This window comes from Pseudomonas sp. W15Feb34 (assembly GCF_023127765.1).
Taxonomy (GTDB): Bacteria; Pseudomonadota; Gammaproteobacteria; order Pseudomonadales; family Pseudomonadaceae; genus Aquipseudomonas; species Aquipseudomonas synxantha_A.
The window spans coordinates 23,335-44,648 of record NZ_SPKN01000027.1 but is presented as its reverse complement, the minus strand read 5'-3'; the positions used below and the strand labels follow the sequence as shown (position 1 = coordinate 44,648).

The following is a 21,314-nucleotide window of genomic DNA, read 5'->3' as shown; positions in this document are numbered from 1 at the left end:
ATAGTTGAACGCAGCACGCGCAAAAAAAGCCCGCAGTGTGCGCGGGCGAAACCAACGAAGAGCATTTTTTGGGGGGGGTGTGAAGCGAGGTGACGACTCAGCTACCGCGATAGGTGGAGTAGCTGTAAGGCGAAATCAGCAGTGGCACATGGTAATGGTCTTGTTCGGCGCTGATGCCGAAACGCAATACCACCACGTCGAGAAAAGCCTGCTCCGGCAGCTGCACACCGCGGGCGCGGTAGTAGTCGCCAGCGCTGAATTGCAATTGGTAGACACCGCTGCGGTAGTCATCGCCTTGCAGCAGCGGCGCGTCGCAACGGCCGTCGCTATTAGTCACGGCGCTACCCACCAGTTCAAGCTGCGCGCCTTCGACGCGATACAACTCGACCTTGATCGCGCTGCCGGGGCAGCCGTGTGCGGCGTCCAAAACGTGTGTGGTCAAACGTCCCATGGCTTTTATGCGCCTCCCGAAGTCAGTCATAGAGAAACCCGCACTCTTTCAGGGCAGTGAAAAAGCCGGCGATAGCCGATTAAGACACTTTTACAAAAAATTGTACACAATAAATTTCACAGCGCTTCCACCCTCCTGTAGGAGCGAGCTTGCTCGCGAAAAACGCCAACGATGACGTGGGCTCTCAGAATGAAAAGTGGCGCCCTCAGGGTTTTCGCGAGCAAGCTCGCTCCTGCAGTGGGCTTTTTCATTTTAACCTGACCACTTAGGCAAGTTTCTTGCAGACAGACCGTTCAGAAAAAATGCAGAAATTCAGGCTTACAAAGTTTGCTATAAGTTGTATACAATCACTCATCGCTGTGACGCCACCCAGTCTTTCCACTGCCCGGCCGCCACACACCTAGCTACCACGAACAAGAAGGAAGACTGCAGTGAGCGCTGACTACCCACGCGACCTGATCGGTTACGGCAGTAACCCTCCTCACCCCCACTGGCCGGGCAACGCACGCATTGCGCTGTCGTTCGTACTCAACTACGAAGAAGGCGGCGAGCGCAATATCCTGCATGGCGACAAAGAGTCCGAAGCCTTCCTTTCGGAAATGGTCTCGGCCCAGCCGCTGCAAGGCGAGCGCAACATGAGCATGGAGTCGCTGTACGAATACGGCAGCCGTGCCGGGGTGTGGCGCATCCTCAAGTTGTTCAAAGAATTCGACATACCGCTGACTATCTTCGCCGTGGCCATGGCTGCCCAGCGTCATCCGGATGTGATCCGCGCCATGGTCGCCGCCGGCCACGAGATTTGCAGCCACGGCTACCGCTGGATCGACTACCAGTACATGGACGAGGCCCAGGAGCGCGAGCACATGCTCGAAGCCATCCGCATCCTCACCGAGCTGACCGGCGAACGCCCGCTGGGCTGGTACACCGGTCGTACCGGCCCCAACACCCGCCGCCTGGTGATGGAGGAAGGCGGTTTCCTGTATGACTGCGACACCTATGACGACGACCTGCCCTACTGGGAACCCAATACCCCTAACGGCAAGCCGCACCTGGTGATCCCCTACACCCTGGACACCAACGACATGCGCTTCACCCAGGTGCAGGGTTTCAACAAGGGTGACGACTTTTTCGAATACCTCAAGGATGCCTTCGACGTGCTGTATGCCGAAGGCGCCGAAGCGCCGAAGATGCTTTCGATCGGCCTGCATTGCCGCCTGATCGGCCGCCCGGCACGCCTGGCCTCGCTCAAGCGCTTCATTGAATACGTCAAAGGCCATGATCAGGTGTGGTTCACCCGCCGCGTGGACATCGCCCGTCACTGGCACCAAACCCACCCCTGCACGGGAGCGGCGAAATGACTGCGTTCCAGACCTTGCAACCGTCGACCCTGAGCCGCGACGCCTTCGTCGCAGCCTTTGCCGATATTTACGAACACTCGCCATGGGTGGCCGAAAAGGCCTTCGAGCTGGGCCAGGATAGGTCGATCGACCAGATCGAAACCCTGCACCAGCGCATGAGCGATATCCTGTTGAGCGCTGATCATCAAAGCCAGTTGGCCCTGATCAATGCTCACCCGGACCTGGCAGGCCGCGCGGCCGTCCAGGGCCAACTGACCGAAGCCAGCACCAATGAACAGGCTGGCGCCGGTATCCACCAATGCACGGCCGAAGAGTTTTCTCGCTTCACCGAGCTGAATGACGCCTACAAGGCCAAGTTCAAGTTTCCCTTCATCATGGCGGTAAAAGGCAGCAACCGGCACCAGATTCTCGCCGCGTTCGAAACGCGCATCCATAACTCGACAGACACCGAGTTCAAGTGCGCGCTGGACGAGATCAACAAGATCGCGTTGTTCCGTTTATTGACCCTCTAAACGACCATCCCCAGCCACTCTATCCAAGGCAGACAAGAAGAATGAAAGCTTACGCCGTACCTTTCGAAAAGTTCGTCAACCTGGCCGATGCCCGCCTGGGCACCAAGATCATCTCGGTCACCGATGACTGGTTCGCCGACGCCAACCGCCTGTTCCAGCCGACCCCGGCCGTGTGGAAGGAGGGCGTTTTCGATGACAACGGCAAGTGGATGGACGGCTGGGAGTCACGCCGCAAGCGCTTCGAAGGCTACGACAGCGCGGTGATCCGCCTGGGCGTGCCGGGTTCGATCAAAGGCGTGGACATCGACACTTCATTCTTCACCGGCAACTTCCCGCCGTCGGCCTCACTGGAAGCCTGCTTCCTGGCCTCGGGCGAGCCGGACGCCAATACCCAATGGGTTGAAGTGCTGTCGGCGGTAGAGCTGCAAGGCAACAGTCACCACTACCACGAGATCAACAACGACCAGGCGTTCAGCCACCTGCGCTTCAACATCTACCCGGATGGCGGCGTCGCCCGTCTGCGTGTGTATGGCGTGCCGTTCCGCGATTGGTCTTCGGTGGGCGACAACGAACAGGTCGACCTGGCTGCCGCGCTCAATGGCGGTCGTGCCCTGGCCTGCTCCGATGAACACTTCGGCCGCATGAGCAACATCCTCAACCCGGGCCGTGGCATCAACATGGGTGATGGCTGGGAAACCGCGCGTCGTCGTACACCGGGCAATGACTGGGTGATCGTCGCGTTGGGCCACCCGGGCGAGATCGAAAAGATCATCGTCGACACCCTGCACTTCAAGGGCAACTACCCGGACACCTGCTCGATCCAGGGCGCCTTCGTCAAAGGCGGCACCGACAGCCAGATCGAAACCCAATCGCTGTTCTGGCGTGAACTGTTGCCGGCGCAGAAACTGGAAATGCACGCCGAACACACCTTCGCCGAGCAGATCAAGGCGCTGGGGCCGATTACCCATATCCGCCTGAATGTGTTCCCGGATGGCGGTGTGAGTCGCCTGCGCGTCCTGGGCAAAGTGTCGAAATAAGCGGTGATGCCATCGCAGGCAAGCCAGTTCCCACAGGGGAATGCATTCCAAATGTGGGAGCGGGCTTGCCCGCGATAGCAATAGACCAAACAACACAGTATTCGGATAAGAGACAGCCATGCGCACACTGATGATCGAACCCCTGACCAAAGAAGCCTTCGCCCCTTTCGGAGACGTTATCGAAACCGATGGCAGCGATCACTTCATGATCAACAACGGGTCGACCATGCGCTTTCACAAACTGGCAACGGTCGAAACAGCACAGCCTGAAGACCACGCCATCATCAGCATCTTCCGCGCCGACGCGCAGGACATGCCGCTGACCGTGTGCATGCTGGAGAGACACCCGCTGGGCAGCCAGGCGTTCATACCGCTGCTCGGCAACCCCTTTCTGATCGTGGTCGCGCCACTTGGCGATGCACCTGTATCAGGCTTGGTCCGCGCCTTCGTTACCAACGGCAGGCAGGGCATCAATTACCATCGCGGCGTCTGGCACCACCCGGTGCTGACGATCGAAAAGCGGGATGACTTCCTGGTGGTTGATCGCAGTGGCACAGGCAATAACTGCGATGAGCATTTTTTCAAAGAGGATGAGCGGTTGATCCTCGCCCCCCACCAATAAGAGAAGGCCGGATCACCCGACAACAAGGGTGACAGGCGAGAGGTAAAGACTGTGGAAGCACATCTGTTGGAATGGCTGAACCTGAGCGTGCGCTGGGTTCACATGATCACTGGCGTCGCCTGGATCGGCGCTTCGTTCTACTTTGTCTGGCTGGAAAACAACCTCAATCGCGTCAACCCCAAGAACGGCCTGGCCGGTGACTTGTGGGCGATCCACGGTGGCGGTATCTACCACCTGGAAAAATACAAACTGGCTCCGCCGACCATGCCGGACAACCTGCACTGGTTCAAATGGGAAGCCTACTTCACCTGGATGTCGGGCGTCGCGCTGCTCTGCGTGGTGTTCTACCTCAACCCCACGCTGTACCTGCTCGCCCCCGGCAGCAGCCTCAGCGGCACCGAAGGCGTATTGCTGGGCATCGGCTCACTGTTCGCCGGCTGGTTCATCTACTCCTTCCTCTGCGACTCGGCCCTGGGCAAGCGCCCTGCCCTGCTCGGCTTGATCCTGTTCGTGCTGCTGATTGCGGCGGCGTATGGCTTCAGCAAGGTGTTCAGCGGCCGTGGCGCCTACCTGCACGTGGGTGCGGTGATCGGTACGATCATGGTCGGTAACGTGTTCCGCATCATCATGCCCGCCCAGCGTGCACTGGTGGCAGCCATCGCCGAGAACCGCACACCGGATCCGGCGCTGCCGGCCAAGGGCTTGCTGCGTTCACGCCACAACAACTACTTCACCTTGCCGGTGCTGTTCATCATGATCAGCAACCACTTCCCGAGTACCTACGGCAGCCAATACAACTGGCTGATCCTGGCCGGGATCGCAGTGGCGGCGGTGCTGGTAAGGCACTACTTCAACACCCGGCATGACAGCCAGAAGTATGCGTGGACCTTGCCGGTGGGCGCGTTGGCGATGATCAGCCTGGCGTATGTAACCGGGCCCAAACCTGCAGAACCGATTGCCAAGGCACCTGCTGCGATCGAGTACCAGCCGCTGCCGGAAACCGCCCTGGGCGGTGGCTTGAAACCCGCAGCGCCTGCCGCCCCCGCCGCTGAACCGGCACCGGCCCAGGCCACGACCGACTTCGGCCAGGTGCACCATGTGATCGAGCAACGCTGCACCGTGTGCCATTCGGCCAAGCCCACCAGCCCGTTGTTCAGCACCGCTCCGGCTGGGGTGATGTTCGACACACCGACACAGATCCAGCAGCAGGCCGCGCGTATTCAAGCGCAGGCCGTGGCCAGCCAGATCATGCCGTTGGGCAATATTACCCAGATGACCCAGCAGGAAAGAGACCTGATCGGCACCTGGATCAATCAGGGGGCCCGCACCAACTGACTGTTTCACACGGGACCAATGTGGGAGCTCGCTTGCCTGCGATAGCAGTGTGTCAGTCACCGGATGAGTTGCCGACCCTGCGCTATCGCAGGCAAGCCAGCTCCCACAATTGAGATCTGCCGTGTTTTGAAAATTGCTTTGCAAACAACACAAAAATAAAAAGATTCGAGGTGTTGCATGTCCCAGTTAGAAACGCAGACTCCTGCCGCGCCCGCCATGGTGCGGCTGCCCCTCTTGCAACTGATTCTGGTTGGCTTGCAACACGTCTTGCTGATGTACGGCGGCGCCGTCGCCGTCCCCCTGATCATTGGCCAGGCCGCAGGCTTGAGCCGTGAAGAAATCGCCTTCCTGATCAACGCCGACCTGCTGGTGGCCGGTATCGCCACCATGGTGCAGTCGTTCGGCATCGGCCCGGTAGGTATCCGTATGCCGGTGATGATGGGTGCCAGCTTCGCCGCCGTCGGCAGCATGGTCGCCATGGCCGGTATGCCCGGTATCGGTTTGCAAGGCATCTTCGGCGCGACTATCGCCGCCGGGTTCTTCGGCATGCTGATCGCGCCATTCATGTCCAAGGTCGTGCGCTTTTTCCCGCCGCTGGTGACCGGTACCGTCATTACCGCCATCGGCCTCTCGCTGTTTCCCGTGGCCGTGAACTGGGCCGGTGGCGGCAGCGCTGCCGCCACGTTCGGCTCGCCGGTGTATCTGGCGATTGCCGCCCTGGTGCTGGCGACCATCCTGCTGATCAACCGCTTCATGCGCGGCTTCTGGGTGAATATCTCGGTGCTGATCGGCATGGGCCTGGGTTACGGGTTGTGCGGCGTTATCGGCATGGTCGACCTCAGTGGCCTGGCCCAGGCGCCCTGGGTGCAGGTGGTCACGCCGTTGCACTTCGGTATGCCCAAGTTCGAGTTGGCGCCGATCCTGTCGATGTGCCTGGTGGTGGTGATTATCTTTGTCGAGTCCACCGGCATGTTCCTCGCCCTGGGCAAGATCACCGGCCAGGAGGTCACCCCGAAGATGCTGCGCCGTGGCCTGTTGTGTGACGCCGGCGCGTCGTTCTTTGCCGGTTTCTTCAACACCTTTACCCACTCCTCCTTCGCGCAGAATATCGGCCTGGTACAAATGACCGGCGTGCGCTGCCGCTCGGTCACGATCATGGCGGGGGCCTTTCTGATTGTGCTGAGCCTGTTGCCCAAGGCCGCCTATCTGGTCGCGTCGATTCCGCCGGCAGTACTCGGTGGCGCGGCGATAGCCATGTTCGGCATGGTGGCGGCGACCGGGATCAAGATCCTGCAGGAAGCCGACATCGCCGACCGTCGCAACCAGCTATTGGTAGCCGTGAGCATCGGCATGGGCCTGATCCCCGTGGTACGGCCGGAGTTCTTCGCGCAACTGCCACTGTGGATGAGCCCGATTACCCACAGCGGGATCGCCATGGCCACACTCAGCGCGTTGTCGCTGAACATCCTGTTCAACATCCTCGGCGGCGCTGAACGCCCCGAAGTCGCCCATACGCATTGATTCCTTTGTTAGTACAAAAATAACAACAAACAGGGAACAGCCACATGCACAGCCTTCAACCGGGGCCGGCCACACGCCGCGCCCCATTCTCGCCCCTCGCGCTCTGTTACAGCGCACTTGAGCCCAGGCCTGGGAGCCAGTATTCTCCGCGCCCGCTCGAATCGACTCAAAAAAAAACAGCGAATGTAAAAGCTGACTTCAAGGCCAACTTATCCCGGCCTGATGTTGGCTGCCAAAGTGCGCAAAAGTCCTCTGAATTCGACTGCATCCGCTGCAGCCGACGGGGATTTTTTGGCTTTTCAAACACCTTGGCGCAGCTCTTGCTAACAGCATTAAAGCTGACCGAACAGACGATTTTTGCAGCGAACCAAAAGGCGCCATACCAGAGCGCCTGCGTAGAAGAAAAAAAACCATAAAACTTTAACTCGGGAGCAACCGAATGAAACCCATGTTCAAAGGCCTGATGCTGGCGGGATCCCTGCTGGCTGGTGGCCAGGCCGTCGCCGGTGACTTGTTGCAGTGGCAGAACAACAGCCTGACTTACCTGTGGGGCAAGAGCTTTACCGTCAACCCGCAGATCCAGCAAACCGTCACCTTCGAACATGCCGACGCATGGAAGTACGGCGACAACTTCTTCTTCCTCGACCGTATCTTTTACAACGGCAAGGAAGACGGCAATGTCGGCCCGAACACTTACTACGGCGAGTTCAGCCCGCGTTTGTCGTTCGGCAAGATTTTCGACAAGGACCTGTCGTTCGGCCCGATCAAGGACGTGCTGCTGGCCTTCACCTACGAGTTCGGCGAGGGCGATAACGAGTCCTACCTGCTGGGCCCGGCATTCGACTTGAACATCCCCGGTTTTGACTACTTCCAGTTGAATTTCTACCAGCGCCAGACCGAGGGCAATCGCCCGGGTGACGGTGTGTGGCAGATCACTCCGGTGTGGTCGTACACCATCCCCGTGGGCAACTCCGACGTGCTGATCGACGGTTTCATGGACTGGGTGGTGGATAACGACAAAAACGCCCGTGGCACTTATCACGCCAACCTGCACTTCAACCCGCAGGTCAAATACGACTTGGGCAAGGCGCTGCACTGGGGCGACAAGCAGTTGTATGTAGGTTTTGAATACGACTACTGGAAGAACAAGTACGGGATTGAAGACAGCGGCGCGTTCAAGACGACTCAGGACACGGCAAGCTTCCTGGTCAAGTACCACTTCTAAAGGTTGATCGCGGTTCCCTGTGGGAGCTGGCTTGCCTGCGATCGCGGTGTGTCTGTGCCAGCAGTGTTGGCTGGCATACCGCTATCGCAGGCAAGCCAGCTCCCACATTCAGTTCGGCGTCAGGCCGAGGAATCGGGTGATTTCGTCGCGTTTGGCCAGCGCATCCTTGCGCCCCAACTCGATCAACTCGCTGCAATACCCCGCCTCGAACAGCAAATAACTCAACACCCCCGCCCCACTGGTCTTGGTCGCCCCCGGCCCGCGCAAGAACAAGCGCAACGCCGCCGGTAATTCCTGGCGATGTCGCGCCGCGATTTCATCGATAGGCTGGCTGGGCGCAATCACCAGCACGTCCACCGGCGCCAGGCCCTGCACCGCGGCGTCGACAGGGACAACCCGACTAAACTGGTTCAAGCGCTCCAGCAGTTCGATATCGCTTTCCAGGCTGTCAATGAAGGTGCTGTTGAGCATATGCCCACCGATTTGCGCCAGGGTCGGTTGCTGGCCGGTGTAGGTACGTTGCGTCGACGCTTCATTGCCCCTGGGATTGCCGCTCACGCCGACGACCAACACGCGGCTGGCGCCCAGGTGCAAAGCCGGGCTGATGGGCGCTGACTGCCGCACCGCGCCATCGCCAAAGTACTCTTCGTCGAGTTTGACCGGAGCAAACAACAGCGGAATCGCCGAACTCGCCAGCAAGTGCTCCACCGTCAGTTGGGTCGGCACGCCGATACGCCGATGGCGCAGCCATGCATCGATGGTGCCGCCGCCCTGGTAGAAAGTCACCGCTTGCCCGGACTCATAGCCAAACGCCGTCACCGCCACTGCCTGCAAGTGCTTGCGGCGAATAGCCTCGTCGATGCCGTCCAGGTTCAAGCGTTCTTGCAGCAAGTCGCGCAGTGGCGAGCTGTTGAGCAGCGCCACGGGCACCTGGGCGCCCAGGCCCAATAGGCTGTGGATGAGGAAACGGCTGGCCTGGCGTATTACCCCAGGCCAGTCGCTGCGCAGCACCTGGTGGCTGCGAAAGCCCTGCCAGAATGCCGTCAGCCGTTGGATCGCTGCCGAGAAATCGGTAGCGCCACTGGCCAGGCTCACTGCATTGATCGCGCCGGCGGAGGTGCCGACAATCACCGGAAATGGATTCGGCGCCCCCGGTGGCAGCAACTCGGCAATCGCCGCCAACACCCCCACCTGATACGCCGCTCGCGCCCCGCCGCCGGAAAGAATCAAGCCTGTGACCGGTTCAACTGAGCGCATTGCGTCACTCCGTGTGGTAAAAATCAGCGTTATCGACGGCGCTTTTCATACAGTTTGGGCTCACCCGGCGGCCGGCTCTTGAAACGGCGATGGGTCCACAGGTATTGCTCGGGGCAATCGCGTACCGAGGCTTCGACCCATTGGTTGATGCGCAGGCAGTCGATTTCGTCGGTTTCACCCGGAAAATCGGTCAACGGTGGATGGATCACCAATCGGTAACCGCTGCCATCGGCCAGGCGCTCCTGGGTGAACGGCACCACCAACGCCTTGCCCAGGCGTGCGAACTTGCTGGTAGCGGTGACGGTAGCTGCCTGGATACCGAACAGCGGCACGAAGATGCTTTGCTTGGCGCCGTAATCCTGGTCCGGTGCGTACCAGATGGCCCGGCCGGCACGCAGCAGCTTGAGCATACCGCGCACGTCGTCGCGCTCCACGGCCAGGGAATCGAGGTTATGGCGCTCACGACCACGGCGCTGGATAAAATCGAACAGCGGGTTGCCATGCTCGCGGTACATGCCATCGATGGTGTGTTTCTGCCCCAGCAGCGCCGCGCCGATTTCCAGGGTGGTGAAGTGCAGGGCCATCAGGATCACGCCCTTGCCTTCCAAGTGTGCCTGCTTGAGGTGTTCCAGCCCTTCGACATGGGCCAGTCGCGCCAGGCGCGGCTTGGGCCACCACCAGCTCATGGCCATTTCAAAAAAGGCGATACCGGTGGAGGCAAAGTTTTCCTTGAGCAGGCGTTTGCGCTCCTGCACGGATTTTTCCGGGAAGCACAGCTCAAGGTTACGCGCCGCGATACGGCGGCGATCGCCAGCCACGCGGTACATCCCCGCACCCAGCAGGCGACCAATGGTCAACAACGCCCGGTACGGCAACTGGGTGACCAGCCACAGCAGGCCGAGCCCCAGCCATAGCAGCCAAAAACGCGGGTGAAGAAATACAGCTCGAAAACGCGGGCGATCCATTACAGATTCCGGTAAAGACAAGGGCCGCGCATTCTACAACGGTTCGACTCGGCTTGCGGCGGGTGAGTGTTCTCGTTATAAGTCTCGACACTTTTCGTGACAAGCCGCTTTCGCCGACCATGAGCCAAACCGAACCGCTAGACCAAGATCCCGTGTTCCAGCTAAAAGGCAGCATGCTCGCCATTACCGTGCTGGAACTGGCGCGCAATGACCTTGATGCCCTGGACCGCCAACTGGCCGCCAAGGTTGCCCTGGCGCCAAACTTTTTCAACAACGCCCCGCTGGTGCTGGCGCTGGACAAGCTGCCGGCCGGCCAGGGCGTGATTGATTTGCCCGGGCTGATGCGCGTGTGCCGCTCCCATGGCCTGCGCACCCTGGCGATTCGTGCCAGCCGCATCGAAGACATTGCCGCCGCCATCGCCATTGAACTGCCAGTACTGCCTCCGTCCGGTGCCCGCGAGCGTCCCTTGGAACCGCTGGTCGGTGAAGAGAAGAAAAAACCGGAAAAACCACCCGAGCCTGCGATCAAGCCGACAAAGATCATCACCTCGCCGGTACGCGGCGGGCAGCAGATTTACGCCCAGGGCGGCGACCTGGTGGTGATCTCCTCGGTCAGCCCGGGGGCGGAACTTCTCGCCGATGGCAACATCCATGTATACGGCCCGATGCGCGGGCGTGCCCTCGCCGGCATCAAGGGTGATACCAGAGCGCGGATTTTCTGCCAGCAGTTGACCGCTGAGCTGGTTTCCATCGCGGGTCAGTACAAGGTTTCCGAAGACTTGCGCCGTGATCCGCTGTGGGGGGCTTCGGTACAGGTCAACCTGTCGGGCGATGTGTTGAACATCATCCGGCTTTAACGGATACTGCCGCATTTTCCAAGCATCTCTAGACTCTGATAGCAAAGCGAAACCGGCAAGACTTGTGTAGGACTTTTTGGAAGTTGGTGTTTCTCCATGGAAACTCCTTCTTTTTCCTGCAAAGGCTGTCCGCCTGCAGCGAGTTTCAAGAGATGTTTTTCAGGGACCGAAAGTCCTTTTTCCTTAGGGGTGAAACACCTTGGCCAAGATTCTCGTGGTTACATCCGGCAAGGGTGGTGTGGGTAAGACCACCACCAGCGCCGCTATCGGTACCGGCCTCGCACTGCGCGGCCACAAGACAGTCATCGTCGACTTCGACGTCGGTTTGCGTAACCTCGACCTGATCATGGGCTGCGAACGCCGCGTGGTGTACGACTTCGTCAACGTGGTGAACGGCGAAGCCAACCTGCAACAGGCCCTGATCAAGGACAAGCGCCTTGAGAACCTGTATGTACTGGCCGCCAGCCAGACCCGCGACAAAGACGCGCTGACCAAGGAAGGCGTGGGCAAGGTTCTCGCCGAGCTCAAGGAAACCTTCGAATACGTGGTGTGCGATTCTCCGGCCGGTATTGAAACCGGTGCTCACCTGGCGATGTACTTCGCCGATGAAGCCATCGTGGTGACCAACCCGGAAGTTTCCTCGGTACGTGACTCGGACCGTATGCTGGGCCTCTTGGCCAGCAAGTCCAAGCGCGCTGAAGAAGGCCAGGACCCGATCAAGGAGCACCTGTTACTCACCCGCTACAACCCGGAGCGTGTCAACAATGGCGAGATGCTCGGCGTTGAAGACGTGAAGGAAATCCTCGCCGTGACCCTGCTGGGCGTGATTCCGGAGTCCCAGGCCGTACTGAAGGCATCCAACCAGGGCGTGCCGGTGATTCTTGACGACCAGAGCGACGCCGGCCAGGCGTACAGCGATGCAGTCGATCGCTTGCTGGGCAAGACCGTGGAACACCGCTTCCTCGATGTTAAGAAGAAGGGATTCTTCGAGCGTATCTTTGGAGGCAACTAAACAATGAAATTTCTCGACTTCTTTCGCGCCAACAAAAAGCCAAGTACCGCGTCGGTAGCGAAAGAGCGTCTACAGATCATCGTGGCGCACGAACGCGGCCAACGCAGCACGCCGGATTACCTGCCAGCCTTGCAGAAGGAACTGGTCGAGGTGATCCGCAAGTACGTCAATATCGGCAACGATGACGTGCATGTCGCTCTGGAAAATGACGGCAGCTGCTCGATTCTGGAACTCAATATCACCCTGCCCGATCGTTGATCGAAAGGGCGGTCGCCACGGCGGCTCGATCACCTTGATCCTTCGGGAACCAGGTGGGCGAGCCGCCGTTGGCGTTTGTTACGAGGCTGTTTAATGCCGCTGTCCAATATACATATCCTGCATCAGGACGACGCTGTCCTGGTGGTGAACAAGCCAACCCTGCTGCTCTCGGTGCCGGGTCGCGCCGACGACAACAAGGACTGCCTGATCACCCGCCTGCAGGAAAACGGCTACCCCGAAGCCCGTATCGTCCATCGACTGGACTGGGAAACCTCAGGGATCATCCTGCTGGCCCGGGACGCGGATACCCACCGCGAACTGTCCCGTCAGTTTCACGACCGTGAAACCGAAAAAGCCTACACCGCCCTGGCCTGGGGCCAACCGGAACTGGACAGCGGCAGCATCGACCTGCCATTGCGCTACGACCCGCCGACCAAGCCCCGCCATGTGGTCGACCACGAGTTCGGCAAGCACGCCCTGACCTTCTGGAAGGTGCTGGAGCGTTGCGGCGACTGGTGCCGCGTGGAGCTGACGCCGATCACCGGGCGTTCGCACCAGTTGCGTGTGCATATGCTGTCCATCGGGCATCCGTTGCTGGGTGATGGTTTGTATGCTCATGAACAAGCCTTGGCTGCCTGGCCGCGGCTGTGCCTGCATGCAAGCATGCTCAGTTTCACCCATCCACAAAGCGGCGAGCGTGTGCGCTTCGAGTGCCCTGCCCCCTTTTAAGCTGCGAACACGGGTAAATGTGGGAGGGGGCTTGCCCCCGGTGGCGGAGTGTCAGTCACTGTATTTGCTCACTGACACACCGCAATCGGGAGCAAGCCCCCTCCCGCATTTGTTCTGTGCACTTCTGGCCATCGAACGGTAAACTCCGCGCATTGCTGTCTGGAGCTATTTATGCGCGAAGCGTTGAATCAAGGCCTGATCGACTTCCTCAAGGCCTCCCCTACTCCTTTTCATGCCACTGCGGCCCTCGCCCAGCGCCTGGAAGCGGCCGGTTACCAGCGTCTCGACGAGCGCGACACCTGGGCCACCGAGGCCAACGGTCGCTACTACGTGACCCGCAACGACTCCTCGATCATCGCCTTCAAGCTCGGCCGCCACTCGCCGTTGCAGGGCGGCATCCGCCTGGTCGGCGCCCACACCGACAGCCCGTGCCTGCGGGTCAAACCCCAGCCTGAGCTGCAACGCCAGGGTTTCTGGCAGTTGGGCGTGGAAGTCTACGGCGGTGCGCTGCTCGCGCCGTGGTTCGACCGCGACCTATCCCTGGCTGGCCGCGTCACCTTCCGCCGCGACGGCAAGGTCGAAAGCCAATTGATCGACTTCAAGCTGCCGATCGCCATCATTCCCAACCTGGCCATTCACCTGAACCGTGAGGCCAACCAGGGTTGGGCGATCAATGCCCAGACCGAGCTGCCGCCGATCCTTGCGCAATTTGCCGGTGACGAACGCGTGGACTTTCGCGCCGTGCTCACCGAGCAGTTGGCCCGCGAGCATGGGCTTAACGCTGACGTGGTGCTCGACTACGAGCTGAGCTTCTACGACACCCAAAGCGCGGCGGTCATCGGCCTCAATGGCGATTTCATCGCCGGTGCGCGCCTGGACAACCTGCTGTCGTGCTACGCCGGCCTGCAAGCCTTGCTGACCAGCGAGACCGACGAAACCTGCGTGCTGGTGTGCAACGATCACGAAGAAGTCGGCTCCTGCTCGGCCTGCGGCGCCGATGGCCCGATGCTGGAGCAGACCCTGCGCCGCCTGTTGCCTGAAGGTGATGAGTTCGTACGCACCATTCAGAAATCACTGCTGGTATCGGCGGACAACGCCCACGGCGTGCACCCCAACTACGCCGAGAAGCACGACGCCAACCACGGTCCGAAACTCAATGCCGGGCCGGTGATCAAGGTCAACAGCAACCAGCGCTACGCCACCAACAGCGAAACCGCCGGGTTCTTCCGTCACCTGTGCATGGCCGAAGAAGTGCCGGTACAAAGCTTTGTGGTGCGCAGTGACATGGGCTGCGGCTCGACCATCGGCCCGATCACCGCCAGCCACCTGGGTGTACGCACCGTGGATATCGGCTTGCCGACGTTTGCCATGCACTCCATTCGAGAGCTGTGCGGCAGCCATGACCTGGCGCACCTGGTGAAGGTGCTGGGGGCGTTTTACGCGAGCCGCGACCTGCCCTGATTTGACGGGCAAAATGTGATCGAAATGTGGGAGGGGGCTTGCTCCCTCCCACATTTGGTTCGATGTACTGCCAAACTGACTTGTATCACCTGCACTTCCTGCAATCGCGCCTAGACTTGTCAAAACTTCCACTGCGACAAGGCTATTGCTCCCATGATTTCAATGTCCTCATTCCACGCCATGCTCATCCCCATCGTGATCGGCATGATCATGCTCGCGGTCGGTTTCAATTTTCGCGACAAGCCCCTCGGCGTGTTCGGCATGTGGGTTGGTATGCTGCTGATCCTGGGCACCGTGGTCTACAAGATCCTCGCCAAACTGGCGCAATGACAAATGCGCTCGCATTGGGCATAGCGGCCTCGTACACTCGGTCAATTCGTTGCTTTGAAGGTTGACCGCCTCGTGCTTTCCCGTCTGTTTGCCCTGCCCTGCTACCTGCTGATCGCCCTGCTCACGCTGCTGCCGCTGTCATCCGCCCAAGCCGTAGGCTTGCCCGGAATGCTGGGTGGTTCCAGCAAGACCCAACCCCAGGCTGAAGTGCCCCTGGGGCAGTCGCTGGACGAGGTGATCAAGACTCTCGAAAACGACCAACAGCGCACCCAGTTGCTGAGCGACCTGAAAAAGCTGCGCGCCGCCACGCAAAAGGCCCAACCCGCGACAGAGCAAGGTGTGCTCGGGTTGATCGGCAGCACGCTGTCGGGCTTTGAACAGCAGTTTTCCGGCGCCGACAGCCCATTGGGGCGCTGGTCCAATGAAGTCGACCTGGCCAAGGATGAACTGGGCGCGCTGATGCTGCCGGCCAACGAATGGCTGCCGATCATCTTTGGTTTTGCCGTGATCCTGGCAGTGTGGAGCCTGCTGGCCGCCGCGCTGATCTGGCTCAGCCACCGGGTACGCGAGCGTTTCGGCCTGCCCGAAGAGTTGCCGCAACACCCGCGCACCTGGGACATGCTGCGCTTTGCCCTGCGCAAGCTGGGCCCCTGGTTGATCGCCCTGGTGATCACGGTTTACCTGAGCTACGCCCTGCCTTCCTCCCTGGGCAAATCCCTGGCGATGGTGCTGGCCTATGCCTTGGTGGTCGGCACCTGTTTTTCGGCAATCTGCGTAATTGCCTTCTCCGTACTTGACGGCCCGCACCGCCACCGCGCCCTGTATATCCTGCGCCATCAGGCGTTCCGCCCGCTGTGGTGGATCGGCAGCTTTGCGGCCTTCGGTGAAGCCTTGAGCGATCCGCGCCTGGTCGAGGCGCTCGGCCAGCACCTGGCACACACCGCCGCAACCGTAGCCAATGTAATGGCGGCGCTGTCCACCGGCGTGTTTATCCTACGTTTCCGCCGACCGATTGCACACCTGATCCGCAACCAGCCGCTGTCGCGCCGCTTGACCCGCCGCGCCCTCACCGACACCCTGTCGATCATCGGTACCTTCTGGTACATCCCGGCCTTGCTGCTGGTAGGTATCTCACTGTTCGCGACCTTCCTGTCGGCCGGCGATACCAGCACCGCCCTGCGCCAGTCGCTGCTGTGCACGGTGCTGCTGGTGTTGTGCATGGTGATCAACGGCCTGGTGCGCCGCCACGCCCTCAAGCCACAGCGCGGGCACAAACGCCATGCGCTGTACTCCGAACGCCTCAAAGGGTTTGTCTACACCCTGGTGCACCTGGTGGTGTGGCTGGCGTTTATCGAGTTAGGGCTGCGGGTGTGGGGCCTGTCGATGATTCGCTTTACCGAAGGTGACGGCCATGAAATAGCCGTGAAGCTGTTTGGCCTCGGTGGGACCTTGCTGTTTGCCTGGCTGATCTGGATCCTCAGCGACACCGCCATCCACCACGCCCTGACCCGCTCACGCAAAGGCCTGGCCAACGCGCGTGCGCAAACCATGATGCCGCTGATCCGCAACGTGCTGTTCGTGACCATCTTCATCATCGCCGCCATCGTGGCCCTGGCGAACATGGGCATGAACGTCACGCCATTGCTGGCCGGTGCGGGTGTGATCGGTATCGCCATCGGCTTTGGTGCGCAGTCGCTGGTAGCGGACTTGATCACCGGCTTGTTCATCATCATCGAAGACTCCCTGGCCATCGACGACTACGTAGACGTCGGCGGCCACCTGGGTACGGTGGAGGGCCTGACCATCCGCACCGTGCGCCTGCGCGATATCGACGGCATCGTGCACACCATCCCGTTCAGCGAGATCAAGAGCATCAAGAACTACTCCCGAGAGTTCGGCTACGCGATCTTCCGGGTGGCAATCCCCTACAACATGGAAATCGACGACGCAATCAAGCTGATGCGCGATGTCGGCCACGCCATGCGCAATGACCCGCTGCAACGCCGCAATATCTGGTCGCCGCTGGAAATCCAGGGCGTGGAGAGTTTCGAATCCGGCAGCGCGATCCTGCGCGCACGCTTCAAGACCGCGCCGATCAAGCAGTGGGAAGTCTCGCGAGCGTTCAACCTCTCGCTCAAGCGGCACCTGGATGAAGCCGGGCTCGACCTGGCAACGCCGCGCTTGAGCGTGCAGGTGCTGACCGCCGGCAGCGTGCAGGAGAAAGATCCACAACAATAAGCAAGCAGAGGTTGGTATGCGAATGAACGGTCTGACACACCAATGGGTTTTGGGTTTGCTCTGCGCGGTCACGAGCAGTGCAGTGATTGCCGCCAGCAGCGGCCAGGACGGTGCCAGGGAAACCATTGCCTCCCAGGCAAAAATACTCGAACCCAGCCTGTTGGAAACCCGCCGCGACATCCACGCCCATCCGGAACTGGGCAATACCGAAACCCGCACCGCCGAGTTGGTCGCCAAACAATTGCGCGAACTCGGCCTTGAGGTGAAGACCGGGGTGGCTCGCACCGGCGTCGTTGCCATATTGAAAGGCGCGCTGCCCGGCCCGACCGTGGCCCTGCGCGCCGACATGGATGCGCTGCCGGTCAAGGAAGTCGCCGACCTGCCCTTCGCCTCCAAAGCCAAGGGCACCTACCTGGGCAAGGAAGTCGATGTGATGCACGCCTGCGGTCACGACGCCCATACCGCCATCCTGCTGAGCACTGCGAAGATTCTTACCGGGATGCGCGACCGCCTGCCCGGCACCGTGGTGTTTTATTTCCAACCGGCCGAAGAAGGCCCCAGCGATTTTATCCCCGACGGCAAGAACACCTGGGGCGCGAAGATGATGGTGCAGGAAGGCGTGATGAAAGCGCCCAAGCCTGACGCGGTGTTCGGCCTGCATGTGTGGGCCGGTGTGCCTGCCGGGCAAATCGCCTACCGCCCAGGCCCGACCCTGGCCAGCTCCGACGACCTGCGCATCAGGATCCTCGGCAAACAGACCCACGCCGGCCGCCCCTGGGACGGTATCGACCCGATCACCGTTGGCGCGCAAACCATTGTCGGCCTGCAGACCGTGGTCAGCCGCCGTACCGATATTTCGTCATTCCCCTCTGTCGTGAGCATCGGCACCATCAACGGTGGTACCCGCTACAACATCATCCCCGAGTCGGTAGACATGAGCGGCACCATTCGCTCCTACGACTACGGCATTCGCCAGAAGCTGCATGCAGACGTGCGTCAAACCGTAGAGAAAATCGCCGAAAGCGGTGGCGCCAAGGCCGAAGTGACGATCATCGAGAAGTACGACCCCACCATCAACAACCCGGCGCTGACCGAGAAAATGCTGCCGAGCCTGCGCTGGGCGGCTCAGGGTGATGTGGTGCAAGGCCCGTTGGTGGGTGGCGCCGAAGACTTCTCGTTCTATGCCAAAGAGGCACCGGGGCTGTTTGTCTTCCTGGGGGTGACACCGAGGGACCAGGACATGAGCAAGGCGGCGCCGAATCACAACCCTGGGTTCTTTGTGGATGAGTCGGCGTTGGTGGTGGGCGTGAGGACGCTGGCGTCGTTGGCGACGGATTACCTCTACACCCACACCCCGCACTAATGCTTGATGTGGGAGGGGGCTTGCTCCCGATAGCAGTGTTTCAGTTGAACATTGGCTGACTGATACACCGCTATCGGGAGCAAGCCCCCTCCCACAGTCGGGCCCAAGTGAATCAGTTGGCGAGGGCGGCGCCGTCCATCTTCTGGCGCAAGCTCAACGGACGCATATCCGTCCACACTTCCTCGATATACGCCAGGCACTCCTTCTTCATGCCACTCTTGCCCACGGTTCGCCAGCCTTCAGGCACAGCCTTGTAGTCAGGCCAGATCGAATACTGCTCTTCGTGGTTGACCACTACCTGAAACAGGATGTCGTCGCGGTCAAATACTGAGGTCATTGCTGTTCTCCATCGCTCAAAAGGCTGGCTGCGCACCACGCGCAGCGCTGATATCTGTAGAAACGTACCAGGCACCGCAAAAATTAAACGCCGGCAACCGCCGCCGCCAAGGCGCGCCCGAAGATCTCGGCCACCTGGTCGACTTCGGCCGCGGTGATCACCAGCGGTGGCAGAAAGCGCACCACGCCGCCATGGCGCCCGCCCATCTCCAGGATCAGCCCGCGCTTGAGGCACTCACGCTGCACCAGCGGTGCCAACAGGCGATGCACCGGCGGGTGCCCCAGGCTATCAAGCGGGCCCGTCGGATCCACCAGCTCCACCCCCAGCATCAGCCCACGACCACGGATATCCCCCAACTGCGGGAAGTCGCGCTGCAGGATGCGCAGGTGCTCGCACAGACGCTCGCCCATGGCCGCCGCATGACTGGCCAAGTCGTGATCCTTGAGGTAGCGCATCACCGCCGAGCCCGCCGCCATCGCCATCTGGTTGCCGCGGAACGTCCCGGCATGGGCACCCGGCAGCCAGGTGTCGAGCCAGTCGCGATACACCACCACCGCCAGCGGCAGGCTGCCGCCAATGGCCTTGGACATCACCACCACATCCGGAATGATGCCGGCGTGTTCGAAGGCAAACATCTTGCCGGTACGCCCAAAGCCGCTCTGGATTTCATCGACGATCAGCGCCACCCCCGCTTGCGCGGTGATACGCCTTAAGCCACGCAACCAATCGAGGTCGGCAGGGATCACGCCGCCTTCACCCTGAATCACTTCGACAATCACCGCCGCCGGCAGCACCACCCCGGCTTCGGGATCGTTGAGCAGGTTTTCCAGGTAGTGCAGGTTGGCCCGCACACCCTGGGCGCCGCCCAGCCCGAACGGGCAGCGGTAGTCATACGGAAATGGCAGGAACTGCACGCCATTGCCCAACAACGCCCCCAGCGGCTTCTTCGGCCCCAGGCTGCCCATCAAACTCAACGCCCCCTGGCTCATGCCGTGATAAGCGCCCTGGAACGACAGCACAGTGCTGCGCCCGGTGGCGGTGCGCACCAGTTTCAACGCGGCTTCCACCGCATCGGTGCCGGTGGGGCCGCAGAACTGGATTTTCGCTTCCCGCGCCAGTTCCGATGGCAGCAAGCCGAACAGGTCCTGCACGAACTGATCCTTGACCGGTGTGGTCAGGTCCAGAGTGTGCAGCGGCAACTCGTCGCTCAAGACTTGCTGGATCGCCTGGATCACCACCGGATGGTTATGCCCCAGCGCCAGGGTGCCGGCGCCGGCCAGGCAGTCGATGAAACGCCGCCCCTCGACGTCTTCCACATACAGGCCCTTGGCGCGTTTGAGCGCCAGGGGGATACGCCGCGGGTAGCTGCGGGCGTTGGACTCCTGCTGGCGCTGGCGGGCCAGCAGCGGGGTTTCGTCAAACTGGTAGAGCGTTTCCGCAGGCGCCAGGGCGTCTTCGATACGGCTGGTAGCGACTGACATCTCTCGATCCCTCAATACGCTGATGATGACCAAACTGCCGATCCGTTGGCGGCTGGCCCAAGGGCATGCGCACGGATTTCCTGTTCTGGAAACGCATCAGCTAGAACAGGATTTAGGGGGCGGCGATCGATAACTGATGAATGAAGATGCAAATGTGGGAGCAAGCCCCCTCCCACACTTCATAGCCCGCGGTATTTGTCGTTCAGTGCATACAAGATCGCGCAGCTCTCTGCATCCAGGAACCCGCAATAATCCCTAGCCCGAAAGTGCATCTGGAACGCCCGGGTGCGCTGTTCAAAGGCTCGGCGATTCTGCGCGGGCTTGTAGCCAAAACGCTGAAACGCACGCTCTACCTCAACCTCTGGCGGCAAGCCGACACAAAAGCGGCGCTGGTACATCGCCCGTGTTGGCTCATCAAACCAGGCCCCAATACCGGCCTCATGCAGAACACGCCAGGGCAGCCGCGGCCCCGGATCACTCTTGCGCCAATAGGCCACATCCGAATGCCCGATCAGGTCAGTCGGGCCGACCTGCGGATAACGTGCAAGCACGTCGCGAACCAATGCAATCAACGCATCGATCTGTGCCGGGGAGTATTCGGGAAAGGTAAATACCCCCGCGTCATCCCGCGCCAGGTTGACGACTTCAACGCCAATCGAGCGGCTGTTGAGGTCGTCCCTCCCCGCCCAATGGCTCACTCCCGCGTGCCAGGCGCGTTTGTCCTCCTCCACCAGGCGAAACACGCGCAACTCTTCATAACCCGCGGCGCGGTAGCTGGATTCATCAGGGTCGGGCAGCAGATAGTGGGCGCTGACGCCGTGTTGCGTAAGGGTACGCAGGGACGAAGCAAAAGGCGCCGCGGTGTAGTGCAGAATAACCTGCTGCACGGATTCACCTTGGCGGTCGTTGAAATCCCTGGCTGGGAAACTGGTGTCGATAACCAACATAAGAACCGTCCTTTTCAT

At 60.7% G+C, this 21,314-nt stretch carries 22 protein-coding genes; 16 read left to right on the top strand and 6 right to left on the bottom strand.

All coding sequences use genetic code 11. The annotated features are described in order from the left end of the window. Positions 1 to 97: 97 nt before the first annotated feature. Complete coding sequence (uraH, locus tag E4O97_RS13060) at positions 98 to 481, bottom strand: hydroxyisourate hydrolase (protein ID WP_179119841.1); 384 nt, start codon at positions 479 to 481, stop codon at positions 98 to 100. A 401-nt stretch (positions 482 to 882) separates the two neighbouring features. Here uraH and puuE point away from each other — a divergent pair, with 401 nt between their 5' ends. From puuE to E4O97_RS13020, 8 genes are all read left to right on the top strand, one after another. Next, a complete protein-coding gene (gene puuE / locus E4O97_RS13055) occupies positions 883 to 1,809 on the top strand; it encodes an allantoinase PuuE (protein ID WP_005789948.1) in 927 nt (308 codons plus the stop codon). Continuing rightward, complete coding sequence (uraD, locus tag E4O97_RS13050) at positions 1,806 to 2,321, top strand: 2-oxo-4-hydroxy-4-carboxy-5-ureidoimidazoline decarboxylase (RefSeq protein ID WP_032880116.1); 516 nt, start codon at positions 1,806 to 1,808, stop codon at positions 2,319 to 2,321. The genes puuE and uraD overlap by 4 nt, the downstream gene beginning before the upstream one ends. 41 nt (positions 2,322 to 2,362) lie before the next feature. Next, the gene (alc, locus tag E4O97_RS13045; RefSeq protein WP_005789952.1) at positions 2,363 to 3,358 is read left to right on the top strand and encodes an allantoicase; all 996 of its coding nucleotides are present in this window, start codon (positions 2,363 to 2,365) and stop codon (positions 3,356 to 3,358) included. Positions 3,359 to 3,476: 118 nt separating this feature from the next. Further along, the gene (locus E4O97_RS13040; RefSeq protein ID WP_005789953.1) at positions 3,477 to 3,980 is read left to right on the top strand and encodes an ureidoglycolate lyase; all 504 of its coding nucleotides are present in this window, start codon (positions 3,477 to 3,479) and stop codon (positions 3,978 to 3,980) included. A gap of 51 nt (positions 3,981 to 4,031) precedes the next feature. Then, positions 4,032 to 5,315 (top strand): urate hydroxylase PuuD, encoded by a 1,284-nt coding sequence (locus tag E4O97_RS13035; RefSeq protein WP_032880113.1) that lies wholly within the window; start codon positions 4,032 to 4,034, stop codon positions 5,313 to 5,315. Positions 5,316 to 5,492: 177 nt separating this feature from the next. Next, on the top strand, positions 5,493 to 6,836 hold the full coding sequence (locus E4O97_RS13030) for a nucleobase:cation symporter-2 family protein (protein WP_103733708.1): 1,344 nt from the start codon (positions 5,493 to 5,495) through the stop codon (positions 6,834 to 6,836). 44 nt (positions 6,837 to 6,880) lie between these two features. Beyond that, entirely contained in the window at positions 6,881 to 7,252 is a 372-nt protein-coding gene (locus E4O97_RS13025; protein ID WP_143508472.1) for a hypothetical protein, read from the top strand. 23 nt (positions 7,253 to 7,275) lie between these two features. Continuing rightward, positions 7,276 to 8,061: an outer membrane protein OmpK gene (locus E4O97_RS13020; RefSeq protein WP_005789957.1), complete on the top strand. Its 786-nt coding sequence runs from the start codon at positions 7,276 to 7,278 to the stop codon at positions 8,059 to 8,061. Between the two features lie 108 nt (positions 8,062 to 8,169). Here the strand turns inward: E4O97_RS13020 and E4O97_RS13015 are convergent, their stop codons facing one another. Both E4O97_RS13015 and E4O97_RS13010 read right to left on the bottom strand, forming a co-directional pair. Next, the gene (locus E4O97_RS13015; protein ID WP_032880110.1) at positions 8,170 to 9,318 is read right to left on the bottom strand and encodes a patatin-like phospholipase family protein; all 1,149 of its coding nucleotides are present in this window, start codon (positions 9,316 to 9,318) and stop codon (positions 8,170 to 8,172) included. Between the two features lie 29 nt (positions 9,319 to 9,347). Further along, on the bottom strand, positions 9,348 to 10,283 hold the full coding sequence (locus E4O97_RS13010) for a lipid A biosynthesis lauroyl acyltransferase (protein WP_005789961.1): 936 nt from the start codon (positions 10,281 to 10,283) through the stop codon (positions 9,348 to 9,350). A gap of 119 nt (positions 10,284 to 10,402) precedes the next feature. On the opposite strand from E4O97_RS13010, the gene minC reads away from it, so the two are divergent. The 8 genes from minC (at position 10,403) to E4O97_RS12970 (ending at position 18,531) form a co-directional block, all read left to right on the top strand. Beyond that, entirely contained in the window at positions 10,403 to 11,140 is a 738-nt protein-coding gene (gene minC, locus E4O97_RS13005; protein ID WP_005789962.1) for a septum site-determining protein MinC, read from the top strand. A gap of 199 nt (positions 11,141 to 11,339) precedes the next feature. Continuing rightward, entirely contained in the window at positions 11,340 to 12,152 is an 813-nt protein-coding gene (minD, locus tag E4O97_RS13000) for a septum site-determining protein MinD (protein WP_003192835.1), read from the top strand. 3 nt (positions 12,153 to 12,155) lie between these two features. Then, positions 12,156 to 12,410 (top strand): cell division topological specificity factor MinE, encoded by a 255-nt coding sequence (minE, locus tag E4O97_RS12995; RefSeq protein WP_003175252.1) that lies wholly within the window; start codon positions 12,156 to 12,158, stop codon positions 12,408 to 12,410. A 93-nt stretch (positions 12,411 to 12,503) separates the two neighbouring features. After that, positions 12,504 to 13,139 carry an RluA family pseudouridine synthase gene (locus E4O97_RS12990; RefSeq protein ID WP_124378838.1) on the top strand — a complete coding sequence of 212 codons (636 nt, stop codon included), beginning with the start codon at positions 12,504 to 12,506 and terminating at the stop codon, positions 13,137 to 13,139. Between the two features lie 171 nt (positions 13,140 to 13,310). Continuing rightward, positions 13,311 to 14,600: a M18 family aminopeptidase gene (locus E4O97_RS12985; RefSeq protein ID WP_005789967.1), complete on the top strand. Its 1,290-nt coding sequence runs from the start codon at positions 13,311 to 13,313 to the stop codon at positions 14,598 to 14,600. 153 nt (positions 14,601 to 14,753) lie between these two features. Beyond that, positions 14,754 to 14,930 (top strand): hypothetical protein, encoded by a 177-nt coding sequence (locus E4O97_RS12980; RefSeq protein ID WP_164699536.1) that lies wholly within the window; start codon positions 14,754 to 14,756, stop codon positions 14,928 to 14,930. A 72-nt stretch (positions 14,931 to 15,002) separates the two neighbouring features. Then, positions 15,003 to 17,168 carry a mechanosensitive ion channel domain-containing protein gene (locus tag E4O97_RS12975; protein ID WP_078821944.1) on the top strand — a complete coding sequence of 722 codons (2,166 nt, stop codon included), beginning with the start codon at positions 15,003 to 15,005 and terminating at the stop codon, positions 17,166 to 17,168. A 16-nt stretch (positions 17,169 to 17,184) separates the two neighbouring features. Beyond that, positions 17,185 to 18,531 (top strand): amidohydrolase, encoded by a 1,347-nt coding sequence (locus tag E4O97_RS12970; RefSeq protein ID WP_032880106.1) that lies wholly within the window; start codon positions 17,185 to 17,187, stop codon positions 18,529 to 18,531. A gap of 112 nt (positions 18,532 to 18,643) precedes the next feature. Here E4O97_RS12970 and E4O97_RS12965 read toward each other — a convergent pair whose 3' ends face one another. The 3 genes from E4O97_RS12965 to E4O97_RS12955 form a co-directional block, all read right to left on the bottom strand. Next, positions 18,644 to 18,868 (bottom strand): MbtH family protein, encoded by a 225-nt coding sequence (locus E4O97_RS12965; RefSeq protein WP_003192847.1) that lies wholly within the window; start codon positions 18,866 to 18,868, stop codon positions 18,644 to 18,646. Positions 18,869 to 18,951: 83 nt separating this feature from the next. Continuing rightward, the gene (locus E4O97_RS12960; protein WP_078821945.1) at positions 18,952 to 20,349 is read right to left on the bottom strand and encodes an aspartate aminotransferase family protein; all 1,398 of its coding nucleotides are present in this window, start codon (positions 20,347 to 20,349) and stop codon (positions 18,952 to 18,954) included. A gap of 179 nt (positions 20,350 to 20,528) precedes the next feature. Next, on the bottom strand, positions 20,529 to 21,296 hold the full coding sequence (locus tag E4O97_RS12955; protein WP_248161465.1) for an N-acetylmuramoyl-L-alanine amidase: 768 nt from the start codon (positions 21,294 to 21,296) through the stop codon (positions 20,529 to 20,531). Positions 21,297 to 21,314: the final 18 nt, after the last annotated feature.